We start from the raw sequence: 14,670 nt of genomic DNA on the forward strand, positions 1-14,670 counted from the left end.
CCCTGGCCAGGCCGCGCTTCGGGCAAGCCCGGCAGGGCGGCTCACCGAGGAACCGGCCCGCGGCCATCCGGCGTCAGGGAACGGTGTAGTCCGAGCACTCGGGCAGGGCCGTGTCGGGGCGGTAGGCGGCAGCCGCGGCATTGAAGCGGAAGCGGCGCGTGAAGCTGCACGCCGGGTCGCGGTGCCGCACCAGATCACCCGGCCTGAGCGGCGGCATTCGCGTCGAATCCGCGGACCGCGAGACTCCGCGCGGAAAGGTCCATGCCTCGGTCGTGTAGGTCAGGATCGGGAGGCTCGCCGCGGCGCCGGGTGCCAGCCCGATCCGGGCGGAGAAGCCGTATTCGTCGTGGCAAGCGCCCCGGCGCCTTTGCATGTCTCTCTCGCTGAAGCAGGCCCTGATCATCAGGGAGCCCTGCAGCGGCACGCTCAGCGAAGGCTCGGCGGCCACAGTCCCGTCGGATGACACGTGGAAGATGCGAAGCTCCGTCGCGCTTCCGCCGCCACCGGAATAGGAGGTGCCCGTCCGGACCTGGACCCCGGCCAGGAAGCCACCGTCCCTCAACGTCACCAGGGCGGGCCAGACCGCGTACGACTCCTCGGTCGAAGGCTCCTCCGCCGGCGGAGGCGGCGCTGCCCTCACGGCACCACCGGCGGAAACCACTGGCCGCACGGCGCCGCCTTCGTCGGGCTCGTCCAGGAGGACGCACCAGCGCCGGTTGCGCGTGCAAGACCCGGCCTGGCCGGCGCCGCGCGGGACCAAAGGGAGAAGTTGGTCACCTCCGTGGCCACCAGTCGCGGCCGCGGCCTGCCCTCCGGCAACGACTTCAGCCGCCAGCAGCGCGAGGACGAGAACGCCGGGCATCATCAGATTCATCCTTCCCGACTACCGCCTCCGGGGCGCGTCGGCCAACCACCTCTCCCGGGAAACGGCTCTCCACCTCGCGCAGCGGTCCTGCCGGCCCCATTAGAGGTCCGGCCACGAAGAAGGCCCGGGCAGCAACGCCGCCCGGGCCTCCTCAGCGTACGAAACGATCAGCGCGACTTCTTGTACAGCTTCGTCGCGATCTCGAACATCTCCTCCGGCGCGTAGTCCGGCGTGAAGGCGGAGGGGACGCCGACCAGCTGGTGGATCTTGCCGCCCTCGGGCATGCCGTCCACCACCGTCAGCTCGCCCGGCGGATCGGTCGGCAGCGCCTGCTCGCCTTCCCAGATGCCCGCGATCTCCTTGTAGTCGTTCGGGCTCCAGGTATAGAGCCGGCGGTGCGAGCCCTCCTGCAGGTACTTCTGGCACTCCGGAATCTTGTCCAGCGGGATATTCGGCGTCGGCAGGAACTTCTCCAGCTCCACGCCCGTGATCTTCTTCAGCGCCAGCGCGTAGGAATGCGCGTGCACGGAACCGCGGACGAGGAGGTAGCCGCAGACCTCGCGCCCCGTCGGATCGGACAGGGTCTCATAGACCCGCAGCTTGTGCAGCCGCGCGCCGCATTCCAGGTGGAAGTTGTGCAGCAGGTCCACCACCACGTTGCCCGTTGTCGTGATCATGTCGTTGTTCCACGACATGGAATTGCTGTTCACCGGCATCGCGCCGCCCGCGCCCGAGAGGAAGGAGGCGGCGGAGCGGATCTCCTTCATTGCCTCGAAGGGCGACATGGAGATGTCGCCGCCATCGCCCGCATCGGCGCCGGGCTTGTCGGGGCCATTGTTGAGCATGGCCACGCCGTTGCTCACCAGTTCCACATGGCCCAGCTCCTCCGCCGTGATGGAGGCGACGAGGCTGTAGAAGGGCCGGAGCTTGTCCTTGGAGCGGAAGTTGAAGCTCTGGAACATGTAGTTCCCGAGCGTGGACATCTCGCCGTACTTCCCGCCCAGAAGCTCCTGCAGGGCTGCCGCGGCGTTGGGATCCTGCTTCTTCGGCGGTGGCAGTTCGGCCTGCAGCTTGTCGACGCGCATAAACATAGGTTTGCCTCCAACGGACGCGGTTGCGTTGGAGAACGGTGAAGACTGTCATGGGTTATCGGCCTGACGAACCCGTGTTCGATCGTTTCGATGAAAACTGCGGACCCTTCCCCTCGCCCCGCCGCCCGGTCCAGAATTTGCGTGCGAGCGGCGCCCGCGAAGGAGGCGCCGCCGGGGAGACTTCCATGACAGCACTCACCCGCCGCGCCCTCGCGGCGACCAGCCTCGCCGCGCTCGCAGCCCCTCGCCTTGCCCGCGCCCAAGGGGGAGCCCAGGGAAGCACCCAAGGCAGCTTTCCCAGCCGCCCCGTCACCATGGTCATCCCCTTCGCGCCGGGCGGCCCCACCGACATCGTCGGCCGCCTTCTGGCGGAGGCGATGGCGAAGGACATGGGCCAGCCCGTGGTGGTGGAGAACAGCACCGGCGCCGGCGGTACCATAGGCGCCCAGCGCGTCGCCACGGCCCGGCCGGACGGCTACACGGTGCTGCTGCACCACATCGGCATGGGGGTGATCCCCACCATGTACCGCCGCCTGGCCTACGACCCCGTCAACGGCTTCGAGCCGCTGGGCCTCGTCACCGAGGTGCCGATGACGCTGGTGACGCGGAAGGACATGCCCGCGAACAACCTGGCGGAACTCGTGGCCTACATGAAAAGCCAGGGCGACCGCTTCAACCTGGCCGATGCCGGTATCGGCTCCTCATCAGCCCTCTGCGGCGCCCTCTTTGCCAATGCCATCGGCGCCCGGCCCACCATCATCCCCTTCCGCGGCACCGGCCCGGCCATGCAGGAGATCCTCGGCGGCCGGGTGGACCTGCTCTGCGACCAAACCACCCAGACCACGGAATATATCCGCGGCGGCAACGTGAAGGTCTTCGCCACGCCGTCCCGTACCCGCATCGCCACCCTGCCGGAGATTCCCACCACGGCCGAGGGCGGGCTTCCGGACTTCGTGGTCACAGTCTGGCACGGCCTCTATGCGCCGAAGGGCACCCCCGCCCCGGTCTGCGCCCGGCTCACCGCCTCCCTCCAGGCCGCGCTGCGCGATCCCCGCATCGTCCAGCGCTTCAGCGAGATTGGCACCGCCCCCGTCTCCCAGGCCGATGCCACGCCCGAGGCGCATCAGCGCTTCTGGACGGCCGACATCGCCAAGTGGAAACCCGTGATCGAGGCGACCAGCGCCTATGCGGACTGATCCGGCCGGGCGTCATCCCCAGGGAGGACGCCCCGGCGACACAGCTTGCCAACAGGGTTATCCACAAGCCGGCCCGGAGATCATTTGGGACTTTTCATATACTTACGGGGCGGCACGACGGCCGCCCCACAGCTTTTCCCACTAAATGCGCTCTCGAAACCGTGAGTAATGTCGCGGTGCCCAATCGCGGCGTTCCCGCGGATCCCAGCCGGCCCGCGCGAAGGGCCGGCAACCCCGCCAGAATGTTGCCAAGCCCAGGGCCCGCGTGTAGAGCCCGCGGCCTGATCCTTCCCTTCCGCGGCGCCACCCCCGCGCTGCCCCAGACGACGAACAGGACGCCCCCAATGGCGAAGATGCAGGCCAATCAGATGCGCGCCGGCATGGTCATCGAGTTCGAGGGCCAGCGCTACACGATCCTGAAGCAGAACATCATGATCCCCGGCAAGGGCGCCGCGGTGATCCAGGTGGACATGCGCAACATCAAGACCGGGGCGAAGAAGGACCAGCGCTGGCGCACGGCCGACACTGTCGAGCGCCTGACGACCGAGGACAAGGAGTTCACCTACTCCTACGCCGAGGGCGACAACATCGTCTTGATGGACCCCGAGACCTTCGAGCAGACCACCGTCTCCAAGGACATCCTCGGCGACCGCCTTCCCTTCCTCGTCGAGAACATGACGGTCAACGTCCGCCTCATCGAGGGCGAGCCCGTCTCCATGGACCTGCCGGACACGGTGGTGCTGGAGATCGTGGAGGCCGACCCCGTCGTGAAGGGCCAGACAGCCTCCTCCTCCTACAAGCCCGCCGTCCTCTCCAACGGCGTGAAGACGATGGTTCCGCCCTTCATCACCGCCGGCGAGAAGATCGTCGTCCGCACCGAGGACGCCTCCTACCTCGAGCGCGCCAAGGGCTGATCTGGTGTCCGGCGCACAACCCTCCGCACGACTCTCCCCCGCGCTGACCGTCGTGGTGAACGCTGCCCGCAAGGCCGGGCGGCGCCTGCTGCGCGACTTCGGCGAGGTGGAGAACCTCCAGGTCAGCAGCAAGGGCCCCGGCGACTTCGTCTCCCAGGCCGACCTGCGGTCCGAGGAGACGCTGCGCGAGGAGCTGCGCCGCGCCCGCCCCGGCTTTGCCTTCCTCATGGAGGAGTCAGGCGAGAGCGGCGGGGATGACTGGGAGTGGCGCTGGGTCGTCGATCCGCTCGACGGCACCACGAACTTCCTGCACGGCATCCCGCAGTGGTGCATCTCGGTCGGCATTGAGAAGCGCACCGCTGACAAGACCTCGGAGATCATGGCGGGCGTCATCTACAACCCCGCCTCCGACGAGCTGTTCTGGGCGGAGAAGGGCCGCGGCGCCTTCCTGAACGACCGGCGCCTCCGCGTTTCCGGCCGGCGCGACCTGAACGCCGCCCTCTTCGCCACCGGCATCCCCTTCGCGAAGGTGCCGCACCGCGCGGAGTTCTCCACCACCCTCGCCCGCCTCATGCCCCACGTCGCGGGCATCCGCCGCTTCGGCTCCGCCGCGCTCGACCTCGCCTGGACCGCCGCCGGCCGCTACGAGGGCTACTGGGAGCTGGGCCTGAAGCCCTGGGACTGCGCGGCCGGCATCATCATGGTGAAGGAGGCCGGCGGTTACGTGACCGGCCCCGGCGAGGAAGACCCCTACGCCACCGGCAACATCGTCGCCGGCAACCCCTTCCTGCACGCCAGGCTGCGGGAAGCGGTGGTCGAGGGCATCGGCTACGTCGCCGAGCGCCGTGGCGCGGCGGCCGGCGACGCAAACCCTGCTGCCTGATCCCGCGGGTTGAACCGCTCTGCCCTTCCGGTGATCCTGCCCTTGCCGGGCAGGGCGTGAGATGAGCGATTCCCACGAGCACGACGTCGAGCTGATCGGCCGCATCGAGGCGGTTCCGATGATCCTGGACGTCGTGTGCCGGACCACGGGCATGGGCTTCGCCGCTGTGGCCCGTGTCACGGAGGACCGCTGGATCGCCTGCCAGGTCCTCGACCGCATCGCCTTCGGCCTGGCGCCCGGCGACGAGCTGCAGATCGAGTCCACGATCTGCAACGAGATCCGCGAAAGCCGGGAACCCGTGGTGATCGACCACGTGGCGGAGGACGCCGCCTTCTGCGGCCACCACACCCCGGCGAGATACGGCTTCCAGAGCTACATCTCCGTCCCCATCACCCTGCGGGACGGCCGGTTCTTCGGCACGCTCTGCGCCATCGACCCGCACCCCGCGCGGGTGAACAACCCCGAGACGATCGGGATGTTCCGCCTCTTCGCCGAGCTGATCGGCACCCACATCGCGAACGAGGAGGCGCTGCGCGAAGCCCAGGCCGAGCTGACAAGCCAGCGCACCCTCTCCCAGCTGCGGGAGGAGTTCATCGCCGTCCTCGGGCACGACCTTCGCAACCCCGTCGCCTCCATTGCCTCCGGCGTACGGCTGCTCCGCCACAGCGTCACGGACGAAGGTGGCCTCCGCATCCTCGGCCTCATGCAGGGCAGCGTCGCGCGCATGAGCGCCCTCGTCGGCAACCTGATGGATTTCGCCCGCGCCCGCCTGGGCGACGGCCTGAGCATCGAGGCCGCCCCGGCCCAGTCCATCCGGCCGGCGGTGGAGCAGGCGATCGCGGAGCTGCGCTCCGTCCATCCCGACCGGGACATCGAATCCGACCTCGACCTGGACCTGCCGGTCGTGGCCGACCACGCCCGCATCGCCCAGCTTCTTTCCAACCTGCTGAGCAACGCCATCGCCCATGGCGCCCCCGAAGGCCCGGTCCGCGTCGGCGCCACGGCGAAGGACGGCCGGCTGGCGCTCTGGGTCGCGAATGCCGGCGCGCCGATCCCACCGGAGGTCCGGGCCGCCCTGTTCCTCCCTTTCGCCCGCGGCACGCCGGGCCGTGCCGGCCTGGCCTCGCAAGGGCTGGGGCTGGGGCTCTACATCGCCGGCCAGATCGCCGAGGCCCATGGCGGCCATATCGAGGTCGCCTCGGACGAGACCGAAACCCGCTTCACCCTCCACATCCCGGCCTGACGCCACATCGCTTCAAGCCCGTGCCGTCCTGGGCTACCCTGCCGGCGTGATCGCCCCCGCCCTGCGCCGGGCCGCCCTTGCCGCGGCCCTGGCCCTTCTCCCCCTCGTCGGAACGGCCATGGCCCAGCCGGCCATGTCCGAACCACCCTCCTTCCCGCCCGCCGAGGGCGCGGAGGACGAGCCGGGCGACCCCGCCGCATCCGCGCCCAACCCCGCCAACCTCTCCGCCCGCCCCCGCCCGTCCGAGCCGATGGAGGTGGCGAACCTCACCCTCGCGCCGGACCTCGCCCGCCGCCACGCGGGCGGCTGGCGCCTCTCCGGCCGCGCCGGAGGGGGTGAGCCGGACCACGGCGCCCGCTTGTCGATCGAGACGATCGGCCGCTACCTCGCCAATCAGAGCACCGGCCGCGTGACCGTGGTCGCCCAGGTGAGTGGCCCGGCCGACGACCCGTCCGTCGCCCGCCGCACCAGCCTCGCCCGCGCCATCGCGATCAAGGCCTCCCTCCTTCGCGGCGGCCTGGCGCCCACGCGGATCGACCTCCGCCCGCTCGGCGTCACGCCCGAAGGGCTGGACGTCATCGACATCCTCGCCCCACCCGCCCCCCGCCCGAAGGAGGCGGCCGCCGCTCCCGCCACGGGGCCCGCGCCATCGCCACGCCCCAACCCCGCCCCGAGAGGCGGCTGAGCGCCATGACGAACCCCACCCGCTATCTGCTGCGCATGGTGCTCTTCCTCGTGGTGGTGGCGCTGGTGGCCGCCCTGCTCTTCGGGGAGTTGCGGCACGCCTTCGCCGTGAACCCCGTGCTGAACGCCCTCATCCTGGCGGTGCTGCTCCTCGGCACGGGCTGGTGCATCCGGCAGGTCCTCCTCCTCAAGCACGAGGTGGACTGGCTGAACGCCTTCCGGTCCACGAAGCCGGGCGCGCCCGCCGCCGCGCCGCCGCGCCTCCTCGCCCCCATGGCCTCCATGCTGGCCAGCCGCCGGCCCGACCGGCTGATGCTCTCCACCGGCGCCATGCGCAGCGTGCTGGACGGCATCGCCTCCCGTCTGGACGAGCAGCGGGAGCTCTCACGCTACATGACGGGGCTGCTGATCTTTCTCGGCCTGCTCGGCACCTTCTGGGGCCTGATCCTCACCATCGGCTCCGTCTCCGACGTGATCCAGAACATGTCTGTGGGCAGCGGCGACGTGACCACCCTGTTCAATCAGCTGAAGTCCGGCCTTGCCCAGCCGCTCCAGGGCATGGGCGTCGCCTTCTCCTCCTCCATGCTCGGCCTCGCCAGCGCGCTGGTGCTCGGCTTCCTCGACCTCACCGCCGGCCAGGCCCAGACCCGCTTCTACAACGAACTGGAGGAGTGGCTGGCCGGCGTCACCCGCCTCTCCTCCGGCGTGCTCGGCGATTCGGGCGCGGAGGGCGGCTCCGTCCCCGCCTATGTCCAGGCCCTGCTGGAGCAGACCGCCGAGAACCTGGAAGGCCTGCAGCGCATCCTGGTCCGGGGCGAGGAGCGCAGCGCCGGCGCCGGCCGCGCCCTCGAAACCCTCGCCGAGCGCCTGACCGTGCTCACCGACCAGATGCGCGCCGGCCAGGTGCTGATGCAGCGCGTGGCGGAGGCACAGTCCGGCCTCGCCCCCGTCCTGCAGCGCCTCGCGGACACCGGCGAGCACGACGCCGCCTCCCGCAACCACCTCCGCAACGTGGAGCTCTACCTCGCCCGCCTGCTGGAGGAATCGGCCCAGGGCCGCGCCCAGTCCACGCAGGAGCTGCGCTCGGAGATCAAGGTCCTGGCCCGCACCATCGCGGCCATGGCCGAGGCCCCGCCCCAGCCGTGAACGGGGCGCGCGACCCATGGCCCTAGGCAACGCCCGCCGCAACCGGGGCGAAGGCCTCAACGCCTGGCCGGGCTACGTGGACGCCCTGGCCACGCTGCTCATCATCATCATCTTCGTCCTGCTCGTCTTCGTCCTCGCCCAGGGCTTCCTCTCCGTCGCCCTCTCCTCGCGCGACCGCGCGCTGGACCGGCTGAACCGCCAGGTGGCCGAGCTCGCCGAGCTCCTCTCGCTCGAGCGCGGCGGGGCGGAGGAGCTGCGCGCCGCCCTCGGCCGCGCGCAGGAGGAAGCCCGCGCCACCCTGGCCGACCGCGATGCCGCCCGCCGCGACCTCGCCGCCCTGCAGGGAGAGGCCGCCCGCACCACCTCCGCCCGCGATGCGGCGCGGGAGGAGCGGGACCGGCTCGCGGCCCGGCTGGCCGATGCGGAGCTGGCCGCCTCCGGCAATGCCCAGCGCATCGCCAGCCTCGAATCCCGCCTCGCCGAGGCCCTTTCCGGCGCTGAGGCCGCGGGCGCCGACACCGCCCGCACCGTGCGCGGCCTGACCGAGACCCGCCGCGCCCTCGCCACCGAGCAGGCGGCCCGCCAGGGCGCCGAGCGGAGCCTCGCCGAGACGCGCACCGCGCTGGAAGCCGCCCGCCGCGACCTCGCCGCGATCCGGGCCGAGGCCGAGCGCCTGGGCCAGCAGGGCACGGCGGACCGCGCGACCATCGAGGCGCGGCTGGCCGACATCGCACGGCTGAGCGAGCAGCTCCGCGCCCTCACGGCCCTGCGGGACCAGGCCGAGAAGGAGGCGCGGGACGCCCTGGCCCGCGCCGGCGAGGAGGAGCGCCGCCGCCGCACCGCCGAGACCGCCACCGCCGAGGCAGCCCGTGCCCGCCAGGCGGCCGAGGCCAGCGCAGCCGAAGCCGCCCGCGCGCAGCAGGCCGCCGAGGCCCGCGCGACGGCCGCCGCCACCGCCCGCGGCACCGCCGAGACCGCCCTGGCCGAGGCGGCCCGCGGCCGAACCGCCGCCGAGGCTCTCCTCGCCGAGGCCACACGCAGCGCCCGCACGGAGGGCGAGGCCCGCCGCGCCGCTGAGACCCAGGCCGGGGAATACGCCCGCCTCGCCGAGAGCGCCCGCGCCCAGGCCGCCCTCCTCAACCAGCAGCTGGACGCCCTGCGCGCCGAGCTGCGCCGCGTCGCCTCGGCGCTGGACGCGCAGGAGGCCCAGGACCGGGAAAAGGACACCCAGATCGCCGCCCTAGGCCAGCGCCTGAACGCCGCCCTCGCCGCCCGGGTGGAGGAACTGCAGCGCTACCGCTCCGACTTCTTCGGCCGCCTGCGCGACGTGCTGGGCGACCGCCCGGAGATCCGCATCGCCGGGGACCGCTTCGTCTTCCAGTCGGAGGTCCTCTTCCCCATCGGCAGCGCGGAGCTGTCCGACACGGGCCGGGAGCAGATCGCCAATGTCACCCGCCTGCTGCTGGACATCGCCGGCCACATCCCGGAGGGCACGAACTGGGTGCTGCGCGTGGACGGCCACGCCGACAACTCCCCCGTCCGCCCCGGCGCCCGCTACGCCAGCAACTGGGAGCTCTCCTCCGCCCGCGCCATCGCGGTCGCCCAGCTGATGATCCAGAACGGCCTTCCGGCGAACCGCGTGGCCGCCACCGCCTTCGGCGAGTTCCAGCCGCTCGACACCGCGGACACCCCTGCCGCCCGCGCCCGCAACCGCCGGATCGAGCTGCGCCTCACGGATCGCTGACCCGGCCGCGCTTGAAAGCCGCCCCCACCATCGACAGGTGCGAGAAGGGAGGACCCGTCGTGGACAAAGACCAGCTCGCAGCCATTGCCGTCGCGAACGCCGAGGAGGTGGAGCGCGCCAAGCAGGCCGCACGCCCGGCCGAATCCGGCTGGACCGACACCCTCCTCCAGTTGGACAGTGCCAGCCAGGCCGTGGAACTGGCGGCCCGTGCCGGCGGCCTGATCTGGGACGGCGTCTGCGCTGTCGGCAAGGGCGTCGGCGCGGCCTGCGAGGCCGTGGACAGCGTTATCCCGAAACTCGACTGACTCGCCGGGGGTCCCGCCCGCTTCCTTAGAGGATCACCGCCTCGAAGGGCGGCAGCAGGTCCGGCGCCTCGAACTCCAGCACCCAGAGGTCCGGGTCGCGCTTCACCTGCCGCGCGACGTAGGCGTCCACCGCCTCGTCATCCACCGGCGCCGCCCCGGTGCCCCGCACCCAGGCCGGGCGCCCCTGGGCGTCCCGCGTCTGGGCCAGGGCCACCAGCCCCTCCCGCCCGCGCAGCACCACCAGGATCCCGCCGCTGTCCGGATCGCCCTTCCGCAGCACCGCCCCGGGCCGCCCGGCGGCGTCCCCCATCCGCAGCGCCATCGAGGCCCAGAGCCCCGCCTTCACCCGTGCTTCCATGCCCCGCCTCTTCCCACCCCGTGCCGCTCCATGGAAGGGGCTTGATGCCCGCCCGCCGTCGCGCCATTCACGGGCCAGCGATCCGCCGCCTCCTCTTCCGTGAGATGCCCGCATGGCCAACCCGCCGCGCATGACCGACGCCCAACGCGCCTACGAGGCCCGCCGCGCCGCCAAGGCCGGCCTGTCACTCGAGAAGTGGCTCGCCGCGAAGGAAAAGGACCGGGAGGAGGAGCGCCGCGTGGCGGCCGGGGCCGCCGCCGCCCGCGCCGCGGCCGTCGAGCCCGCGAAGAAGCCCAACCTTTTCCGCCGCCTGCTGGACCGCGCCCAGCAGCCCCTGAAGGGCTCCTGACCGCCGCTCCCCTGGCGGAGGTGACGGCGGCTCACGCCGACTGGTCCGCCCACCCCGCCAAGCGCTGGATCAGCATCGCCCGCAAGCGCCGCGGCGCCTGGCTCGCGGAGGCTCCGGCCCCGGTCGGCGACCCCGCCGCCCGCACCGCCGCCCTGATGGCGGAGGGCCCGCCCCTCGCCCTCGGCCTGGACCTCCCCCTCGGCCTTCCCCGTGCCTGGGCCGCCGTACGGCCGGAGCCGGGCTTCCCCGCCTTCCTCCGCGCCCTGCCGCCCGGCTTCCTGCAGGTCAGCGACACGCTGGAGACGGTCGGCCCCGATCGCCCATTCTATCCGCGCGTCGGCCTACGCGGCATGACCCGCGCCGCCCACGCCGCCGCCCTGGGCCTCGCCGGCGCTGGGCATCTCTCCCGCCTCTGCGACCGCGCCACCTCGGAGCGCCCGGCCGGCGCCCCGCTGTTCTGGACCCTCGGCGCCAACCAGACCGGGAAGGCCGCCATCGCCGCTTGGCGCGACTGGATCGCCCTCGCCCTGATGGAGGGCGCTTCCTATCGCCTCTGGCCCTTCGAAGGTGGCCTCCACGCCCTCCTCGCCCCGGGCACCGCCACCCTGGCAGAAACCTACCCGGCCGAGGCCATGCGCCACCTCGGCGTCCGTCTTTCCGGCAGCAAGCGCTCCCGGCCCGCCCGGCTGGCCGCGGCCCCTGCCCTGCGCGCGGCGATGGCACGCCAGGGCGTCACTCCCAGCCCCGCGCTGGAAGCGGCCCTCGCCTCCGGCTTCGGCGACGACACGGCGGGGGAGGACCGGTTCGACAGCCTCCTCGGCCTCCTCTGCGTGATCGCGGTGCTGGACGGTGACCGGCCGGACTTCATCCCCGACGATCCCTGGATCCGCACCTGGGAGGGCTGGGTGCTCGGGCAGACCGCATTGCCCTCTCCCCTTCCCGGCGCCGCCACCCCATATTCGGTCCACGACGAAACGCGGCGGGCACCATGAGGCAGGCCGCCACGGGAGGACACGAAGTCACCCCGCCCCTGCCATAATCCCGCGCCACTTCGCCGCCAGGATCGCAGCATCAAGGAAGCCCCGGAGGGCTGGTCGGATGAACAGGTTTCGCACTCTCGCCCTCGCCGGCGTCGCGGCAGCCGCGCTGACGGCCACTGCCGCCCCGGCCCAGGCCCAGGGCTGGCACCGTCACCACCACGGTGGTGGCGGCGCCGTCGCCGGTGCCATCGTGGGCGGCCTCGCCCTCGGGGCCATCGCGGGCGCCGCCCTGGCCCCGCCGGCCTACTACGCGCCGCGCGCCTACTACGCACCGCCGCCGGTGGTCTACGCACCCCCGCCGCCGGTCTATTACGCGCCGCCCCCGCCGGCCTACTACTACCCGCCCCGCGTGGGCTACGGCTGGTAGGCCCGGGAGCGGATTCCGAGAGAAGGGCCGGACGGGTCGCCCCGTCCGGCCTTTTTCATGCCCGGCGCTCAGCCCGCCGGAACGTACTGCCCCGAAGCCTCGGCCGCCTTCCGCGCCAGCCCCACCAGCAGATCCAGCGTCGGCGTCTCCACCCCCGCCATGCGGGCCAGGGCCAGGGGCTGCACCAGCATCGCCTCCATCTCCACCGTCTTGCCCGCTTCCATGTCCTGCAGGATGGAAGGCTTGTGCGCGACCGGCTCGGAGCCCTTCACCCGCGCATCGGCGTCGAAGTCGAGCGGCAGGCCCAGGCCGCGCGCGATGGTCCCCGCCTCCTCCAGAGCCCGCACCGCGGCGGCCCGCAGCGCCGGTTCCGCCAGCGTCGGCCCGATCCCCTGCCGGGAGAGAAGGCAGAGCGGCCCGAAGGAGATGTTGGAGACGAGCTTCATCCACACCTCCCGCCGGATGTCCGGCACCACCGGGCTCGACAGCCCGCCCCCGGCCGAGAGCGCGGCGGAGAGCGCCTTCGCCCGCTCGCTGACGCTGCCGTCGAGCTCGCCCAGGATCACCTTGCCCTTCGCGTTCTCCACGTGAACGTGGCCGGGCTCCCTCACCGTGCAGGCGGAATAGACCACCCCGCCGATCGTCCGCTCCACCCCCACGGCCGCGCGAACCGCGCCGCCCGGGTCCAGCGCAGGCAGCGCGCGACCGTCCAGCGCCCCGCCATGCCGGTCGAAGTACCACCAGGGGATGCCGTTCATCACGAAGGCGACCGCCGTCTGCGGCCCCAGCAGCGGGGCGATCGCGGCGGCGACGCCCGGCAGCTGGTATCCCTTCACCGTCACCACCACCGCGTCCTGCGGCCCGAGCGCGGCGGGATCGTCGCTGGCGTCGGGCCGCACCGTGAAGGTCGCGTCCGGCGCCTCCACCGTCAGCCCCTTCTCCCGGATGGCTGAAAGGGCGGCACCCCGCGCCACCACGCTCACCTCCGCCCCGCCGCGCGCCAAGCGCCCGGCCAGGTGCCCGCCGATCGCCCCGGCCCCGAAAACGCAGACCCTCATGCCAAAATCTCCAGCGCCGCGCGCGAGAGGGCCTGCACGCCCATGGCGATGCAGCCCTCGTCCGGCTGATACCCGGCATTGTGCAGCTTGTCCGCCCGCCCCGGCGCGCCGGAGCCGATCCGCAGATGGGCGGAGGGCACGATCCGCGCGAACTCCGCGAAGTCCTCGCTCCCCATGCTCGGTACCCCGGCCTTGGGCGCCTCGCCCAGCTGGGCGGAGACGGCGGCCAGCACCCGGTCCAGCACGGAGTCGTCGTTCACCAGCGGCGGCACCAGCCGGCGGTAGTCCAGGGCGCACTCCACCCGGAACCCCGCCTCAAGGCCCGCGCAGAGCCGCCGGATCGCCGCCTCCGCCAGTTCCCGCGTCCCATCGTCCAGCGTGCGGACGGTCCCCTTGAGGTGAACCCGCTCGGGGATGATGTTGTAGGTGGTGCCGCCCTGGAACATGCCGATCGTCACCACGGCCGGGTGCAGCGGGTTCACCTCCCGGCTCACCACGGTCTGCACCTGCGAGACGAAGTTGGACGCCGCGACGATCGGGTCCACCGCCGCATCCGGATGCGCCGCGTGGCCGGATTTCCCGCGCACCACCAGGTCGAACCGGTCCGAGGCCGCGAGGCAGGACCCGCGCGCGAAGCCCGTCTCCCCCACCGGCATGTCCGGGTGGTTGTGGAAGCCGAGCGCCAGGTCGATCCCCTCCGCCGCCCCGTCCGCGATCATGGCGGCGGCACCGCCGAGCACCTCCTCCGCCGGCTGGAACACCAGTGCCACCCGCCCGGCCAGCATCGGCGCCATTCCCTTCAGCACCTCCGCCACGCCGAGCAGGGTCACCGTGTGGATGTCGTGCCCGCAGGCATGCATCTTCCCGTCCACCGTGCTGGCGAAGGGCAGGCCCGTCTCCTCGTGGATCGGCAGCGCGTCCATGTCTGCTCGGATAGCGAGCGTCGGCCCGGGCCGCCCGCCCTCGATTATTCCCACCACGCCGGTCTTCCCCAGCCCCGTGCGGTGCGGGATCCCCAGCCGCGCCAGCTCGGCCGTCACGATTCCCGCCGTCCGCACCTCCTCGAAGGCGAGTTCGGGGTGTGCATGGATGTCACGCCGGATCGCGGAGAGCGCCGGCAGCAGCGCCGCCGCCTCCTCCGCGATCCGGCGGCCCGGCTCATTGATTCCCGTAACCTGCGCGGCTGTCATGACATGGAATCTCGCAACGATGTTGCGCTGCATCGTAGGTGAAGAAGCATCCATGACAAGAAGCCCCTCAATCCAACGCTTGTGGCATCGCGCGCAGGCAAATAGGTTGCGCCACCTCTCTCTTTCGGGGGGAGCGTCAGGAATCACGGACGAGGCACGGAAGATGCCGGCCGCGGAGCCCATTTCGGGCTTCCGTGGGCGGCAGCATATCCACCCCTCATCCCCCGGCGCCCCTCC

At 72.2% G+C, this 14,670-nt stretch carries 16 protein-coding genes; 11 read left to right on the forward strand and 5 right to left on the reverse strand.

Annotated elements, in window-relative coordinates:
* Nucleotides 1-73 precede the first annotated feature (73 nt).
* Together NRP21_RS19270 and NRP21_RS19275 are read right to left on the reverse strand one after the other, a co-directional pair.
* Nucleotides 74-865: a hypothetical protein gene (locus NRP21_RS19270; RefSeq protein ID WP_257717858.1), complete on the reverse strand. Its 792-nt coding sequence runs from the start codon at nt 863-865 to the stop codon at nt 74-76.
* Nucleotides 866-1,032: 167 nt separating this feature from the next.
* Nucleotides 1,033-1,950 (reverse strand): manganese catalase family protein, encoded by a 918-nt coding sequence (locus NRP21_RS19275; RefSeq protein WP_257717859.1) that lies wholly within the window; start codon nt 1,948-1,950, stop codon nt 1,033-1,035.
* Between the two features lie 191 nt (nt 1,951-2,141).
* Between NRP21_RS19275 and NRP21_RS19280 the strand changes: the two genes are divergently transcribed.
* The 8 genes from NRP21_RS19280 to NRP21_RS19315 all read left to right on the forward strand — a co-directional run bounded on the left by NRP21_RS19280 (nt 2,142) and on the right by NRP21_RS19315 (nt 10,071).
* The gene (locus NRP21_RS19280; RefSeq protein WP_257717860.1) at nt 2,142-3,152 is read left to right on the forward strand and encodes a tripartite tricarboxylate transporter substrate-binding protein; all 1,011 of its coding nucleotides are present in this window, start codon (nt 2,142-2,144) and stop codon (nt 3,150-3,152) included.
* A 344-nt stretch (nt 3,153-3,496) separates the two neighbouring features.
* Nucleotides 3,497-4,066: an elongation factor P gene (efp, locus tag NRP21_RS19285; RefSeq protein ID WP_257717861.1), complete on the forward strand. Its 570-nt coding sequence runs from the start codon at nt 3,497-3,499 to the stop codon at nt 4,064-4,066.
* A 4-nt stretch (nt 4,067-4,070) separates the two neighbouring features.
* The gene (locus NRP21_RS19290; protein WP_257717862.1) at nt 4,071-4,949 is read left to right on the forward strand and encodes an inositol monophosphatase family protein; all 879 of its coding nucleotides are present in this window, start codon (nt 4,071-4,073) and stop codon (nt 4,947-4,949) included.
* Between the two features lie 61 nt (nt 4,950-5,010).
* A complete protein-coding gene (locus NRP21_RS19295; protein WP_257717863.1) occupies nt 5,011-6,192 on the forward strand; it encodes a GAF domain-containing sensor histidine kinase in 1,182 nt (393 codons plus the stop codon).
* 46 nt (nt 6,193-6,238) lie between these two features.
* Nucleotides 6,239-6,877 carry a hypothetical protein gene (locus NRP21_RS19300; protein ID WP_257717864.1) on the forward strand — a complete coding sequence of 213 codons (639 nt, stop codon included), beginning with the start codon at nt 6,239-6,241 and terminating at the stop codon, nt 6,875-6,877.
* A 5-nt stretch (nt 6,878-6,882) separates the two neighbouring features.
* Complete coding sequence (locus NRP21_RS19305; RefSeq protein WP_257717865.1) at nt 6,883-8,022, forward strand: MotA/TolQ/ExbB proton channel family protein; 1,140 nt, start codon at nt 6,883-6,885, stop codon at nt 8,020-8,022.
* Nucleotides 8,023-8,038: 16 nt separating this feature from the next.
* Nucleotides 8,039-9,766 (forward strand): peptidoglycan -binding protein, encoded by a 1,728-nt coding sequence (locus tag NRP21_RS19310; RefSeq protein WP_257717866.1) that lies wholly within the window; start codon nt 8,039-8,041, stop codon nt 9,764-9,766.
* A 59-nt stretch (nt 9,767-9,825) separates the two neighbouring features.
* Complete coding sequence (locus tag NRP21_RS19315) at nt 9,826-10,071, forward strand: hypothetical protein (protein WP_257717867.1); 246 nt, start codon at nt 9,826-9,828, stop codon at nt 10,069-10,071.
* Between the two features lie 25 nt (nt 10,072-10,096).
* Here the strand turns inward: NRP21_RS19315 and NRP21_RS19320 are convergent, their stop codons facing one another.
* Nucleotides 10,097-10,429, reverse strand: coding sequence for a DUF1491 family protein (locus NRP21_RS19320; RefSeq protein WP_257717868.1), 333 nt, complete (start codon nt 10,427-10,429; stop codon nt 10,097-10,099).
* 112 nt (nt 10,430-10,541) lie between these two features.
* Between NRP21_RS19320 and NRP21_RS19325 the strand changes: the two genes are divergently transcribed.
* The 3 genes from NRP21_RS19325 to NRP21_RS19335 all read left to right on the forward strand — a co-directional run bounded on the left by NRP21_RS19325 (nt 10,542) and on the right by NRP21_RS19335 (nt 12,185).
* Nucleotides 10,542-10,778 (forward strand): hypothetical protein, encoded by a 237-nt coding sequence (locus NRP21_RS19325; RefSeq protein ID WP_257717869.1) that lies wholly within the window; start codon nt 10,542-10,544, stop codon nt 10,776-10,778.
* Between the two features lie 20 nt (nt 10,779-10,798).
* Complete coding sequence (locus NRP21_RS19330; RefSeq protein WP_257717870.1) at nt 10,799-11,770, forward strand: hypothetical protein; 972 nt, start codon at nt 10,799-10,801, stop codon at nt 11,768-11,770.
* A 106-nt stretch (nt 11,771-11,876) separates the two neighbouring features.
* Entirely contained in the window at nt 11,877-12,185 is a 309-nt protein-coding gene (locus tag NRP21_RS19335; protein ID WP_257717871.1) for a hypothetical protein, read from the forward strand.
* A gap of 68 nt (nt 12,186-12,253) precedes the next feature.
* Here NRP21_RS19335 and NRP21_RS19340 read toward each other — a convergent pair whose 3' ends face one another.
* Both NRP21_RS19340 and NRP21_RS19345 read right to left on the reverse strand, forming a co-directional pair.
* Nucleotides 12,254-13,243, reverse strand: a complete 990-nt coding sequence (locus NRP21_RS19340) for a ketopantoate reductase family protein (protein WP_257717872.1) — start codon at nt 13,241-13,243, stop codon at nt 12,254-12,256.
* Nucleotides 13,240-14,433 (reverse strand): M20 metallopeptidase family protein, encoded by a 1,194-nt coding sequence (locus tag NRP21_RS19345; protein WP_257717873.1) that lies wholly within the window; start codon nt 14,431-14,433, stop codon nt 13,240-13,242. The genes NRP21_RS19340 and NRP21_RS19345 overlap by 4 nt, the downstream gene beginning before the upstream one ends.
* Between the last annotated feature and the right edge of the window lie 237 nt (nt 14,434-14,670).

The organism is Roseomonas populi (assembly GCF_024594815.1).
GTDB lineage: Bacteria > Pseudomonadota > Alphaproteobacteria > Acetobacterales > Acetobacteraceae > Roseomonas > Roseomonas populi.

Excerpts from the sequence above, each read along its gene's own strand:
- NRP21_RS19270 (WP_257717858.1), bottom strand. The coding sequence starts at position 865 with ATGATGCCCGGCGTTCTCGTCCTCGCGCTGCTGGCGGCTGAAGTCGTT.
- NRP21_RS19275 (WP_257717859.1), bottom strand. The coding sequence starts at position 1,950 with ATGCGCGTCGACAAGCTGCAGGCCGAACTGCCACCGCCGAAGAAGCAG.
- NRP21_RS19280 (WP_257717860.1), top strand. The coding sequence starts at position 2,142 with ATGACAGCACTCACCCGCCGCGCCCTCGCGGCGACCAGCCTCGCCGCG.
- efp (WP_257717861.1), top strand. The coding sequence starts at position 3,497 with ATGGCGAAGATGCAGGCCAATCAGATGCGCGCCGGCATGGTCATCGAG.
- NRP21_RS19295 (WP_257717863.1), top strand. The coding sequence starts at position 5,011 with ATGAGCGATTCCCACGAGCACGACGTCGAGCTGATCGGCCGCATCGAG.
- NRP21_RS19305 (WP_257717865.1), top strand. The coding sequence starts at position 6,883 with ATGACGAACCCCACCCGCTATCTGCTGCGCATGGTGCTCTTCCTCGTG.
- NRP21_RS19310 (WP_257717866.1), top strand. The coding sequence starts at position 8,039 with ATGGCCCTAGGCAACGCCCGCCGCAACCGGGGCGAAGGCCTCAACGCC.
- NRP21_RS19320 (WP_257717868.1), bottom strand. The coding sequence starts at position 10,429 with ATGGAAGCACGGGTGAAGGCGGGGCTCTGGGCCTCGATGGCGCTGCGG.
- NRP21_RS19325 (WP_257717869.1), top strand. The coding sequence starts at position 10,542 with ATGGCCAACCCGCCGCGCATGACCGACGCCCAACGCGCCTACGAGGCC.
- NRP21_RS19335 (WP_257717871.1), top strand. The coding sequence starts at position 11,877 with ATGAACAGGTTTCGCACTCTCGCCCTCGCCGGCGTCGCGGCAGCCGCG.
- NRP21_RS19340 (WP_257717872.1), bottom strand. The coding sequence starts at position 13,243 with ATGAGGGTCTGCGTTTTCGGGGCCGGGGCGATCGGCGGGCACCTGGCC.
- NRP21_RS19345 (WP_257717873.1), bottom strand. The coding sequence starts at position 14,433 with ATGACAGCCGCGCAGGTTACGGGAATCAATGAGCCGGGCCGCCGGATC.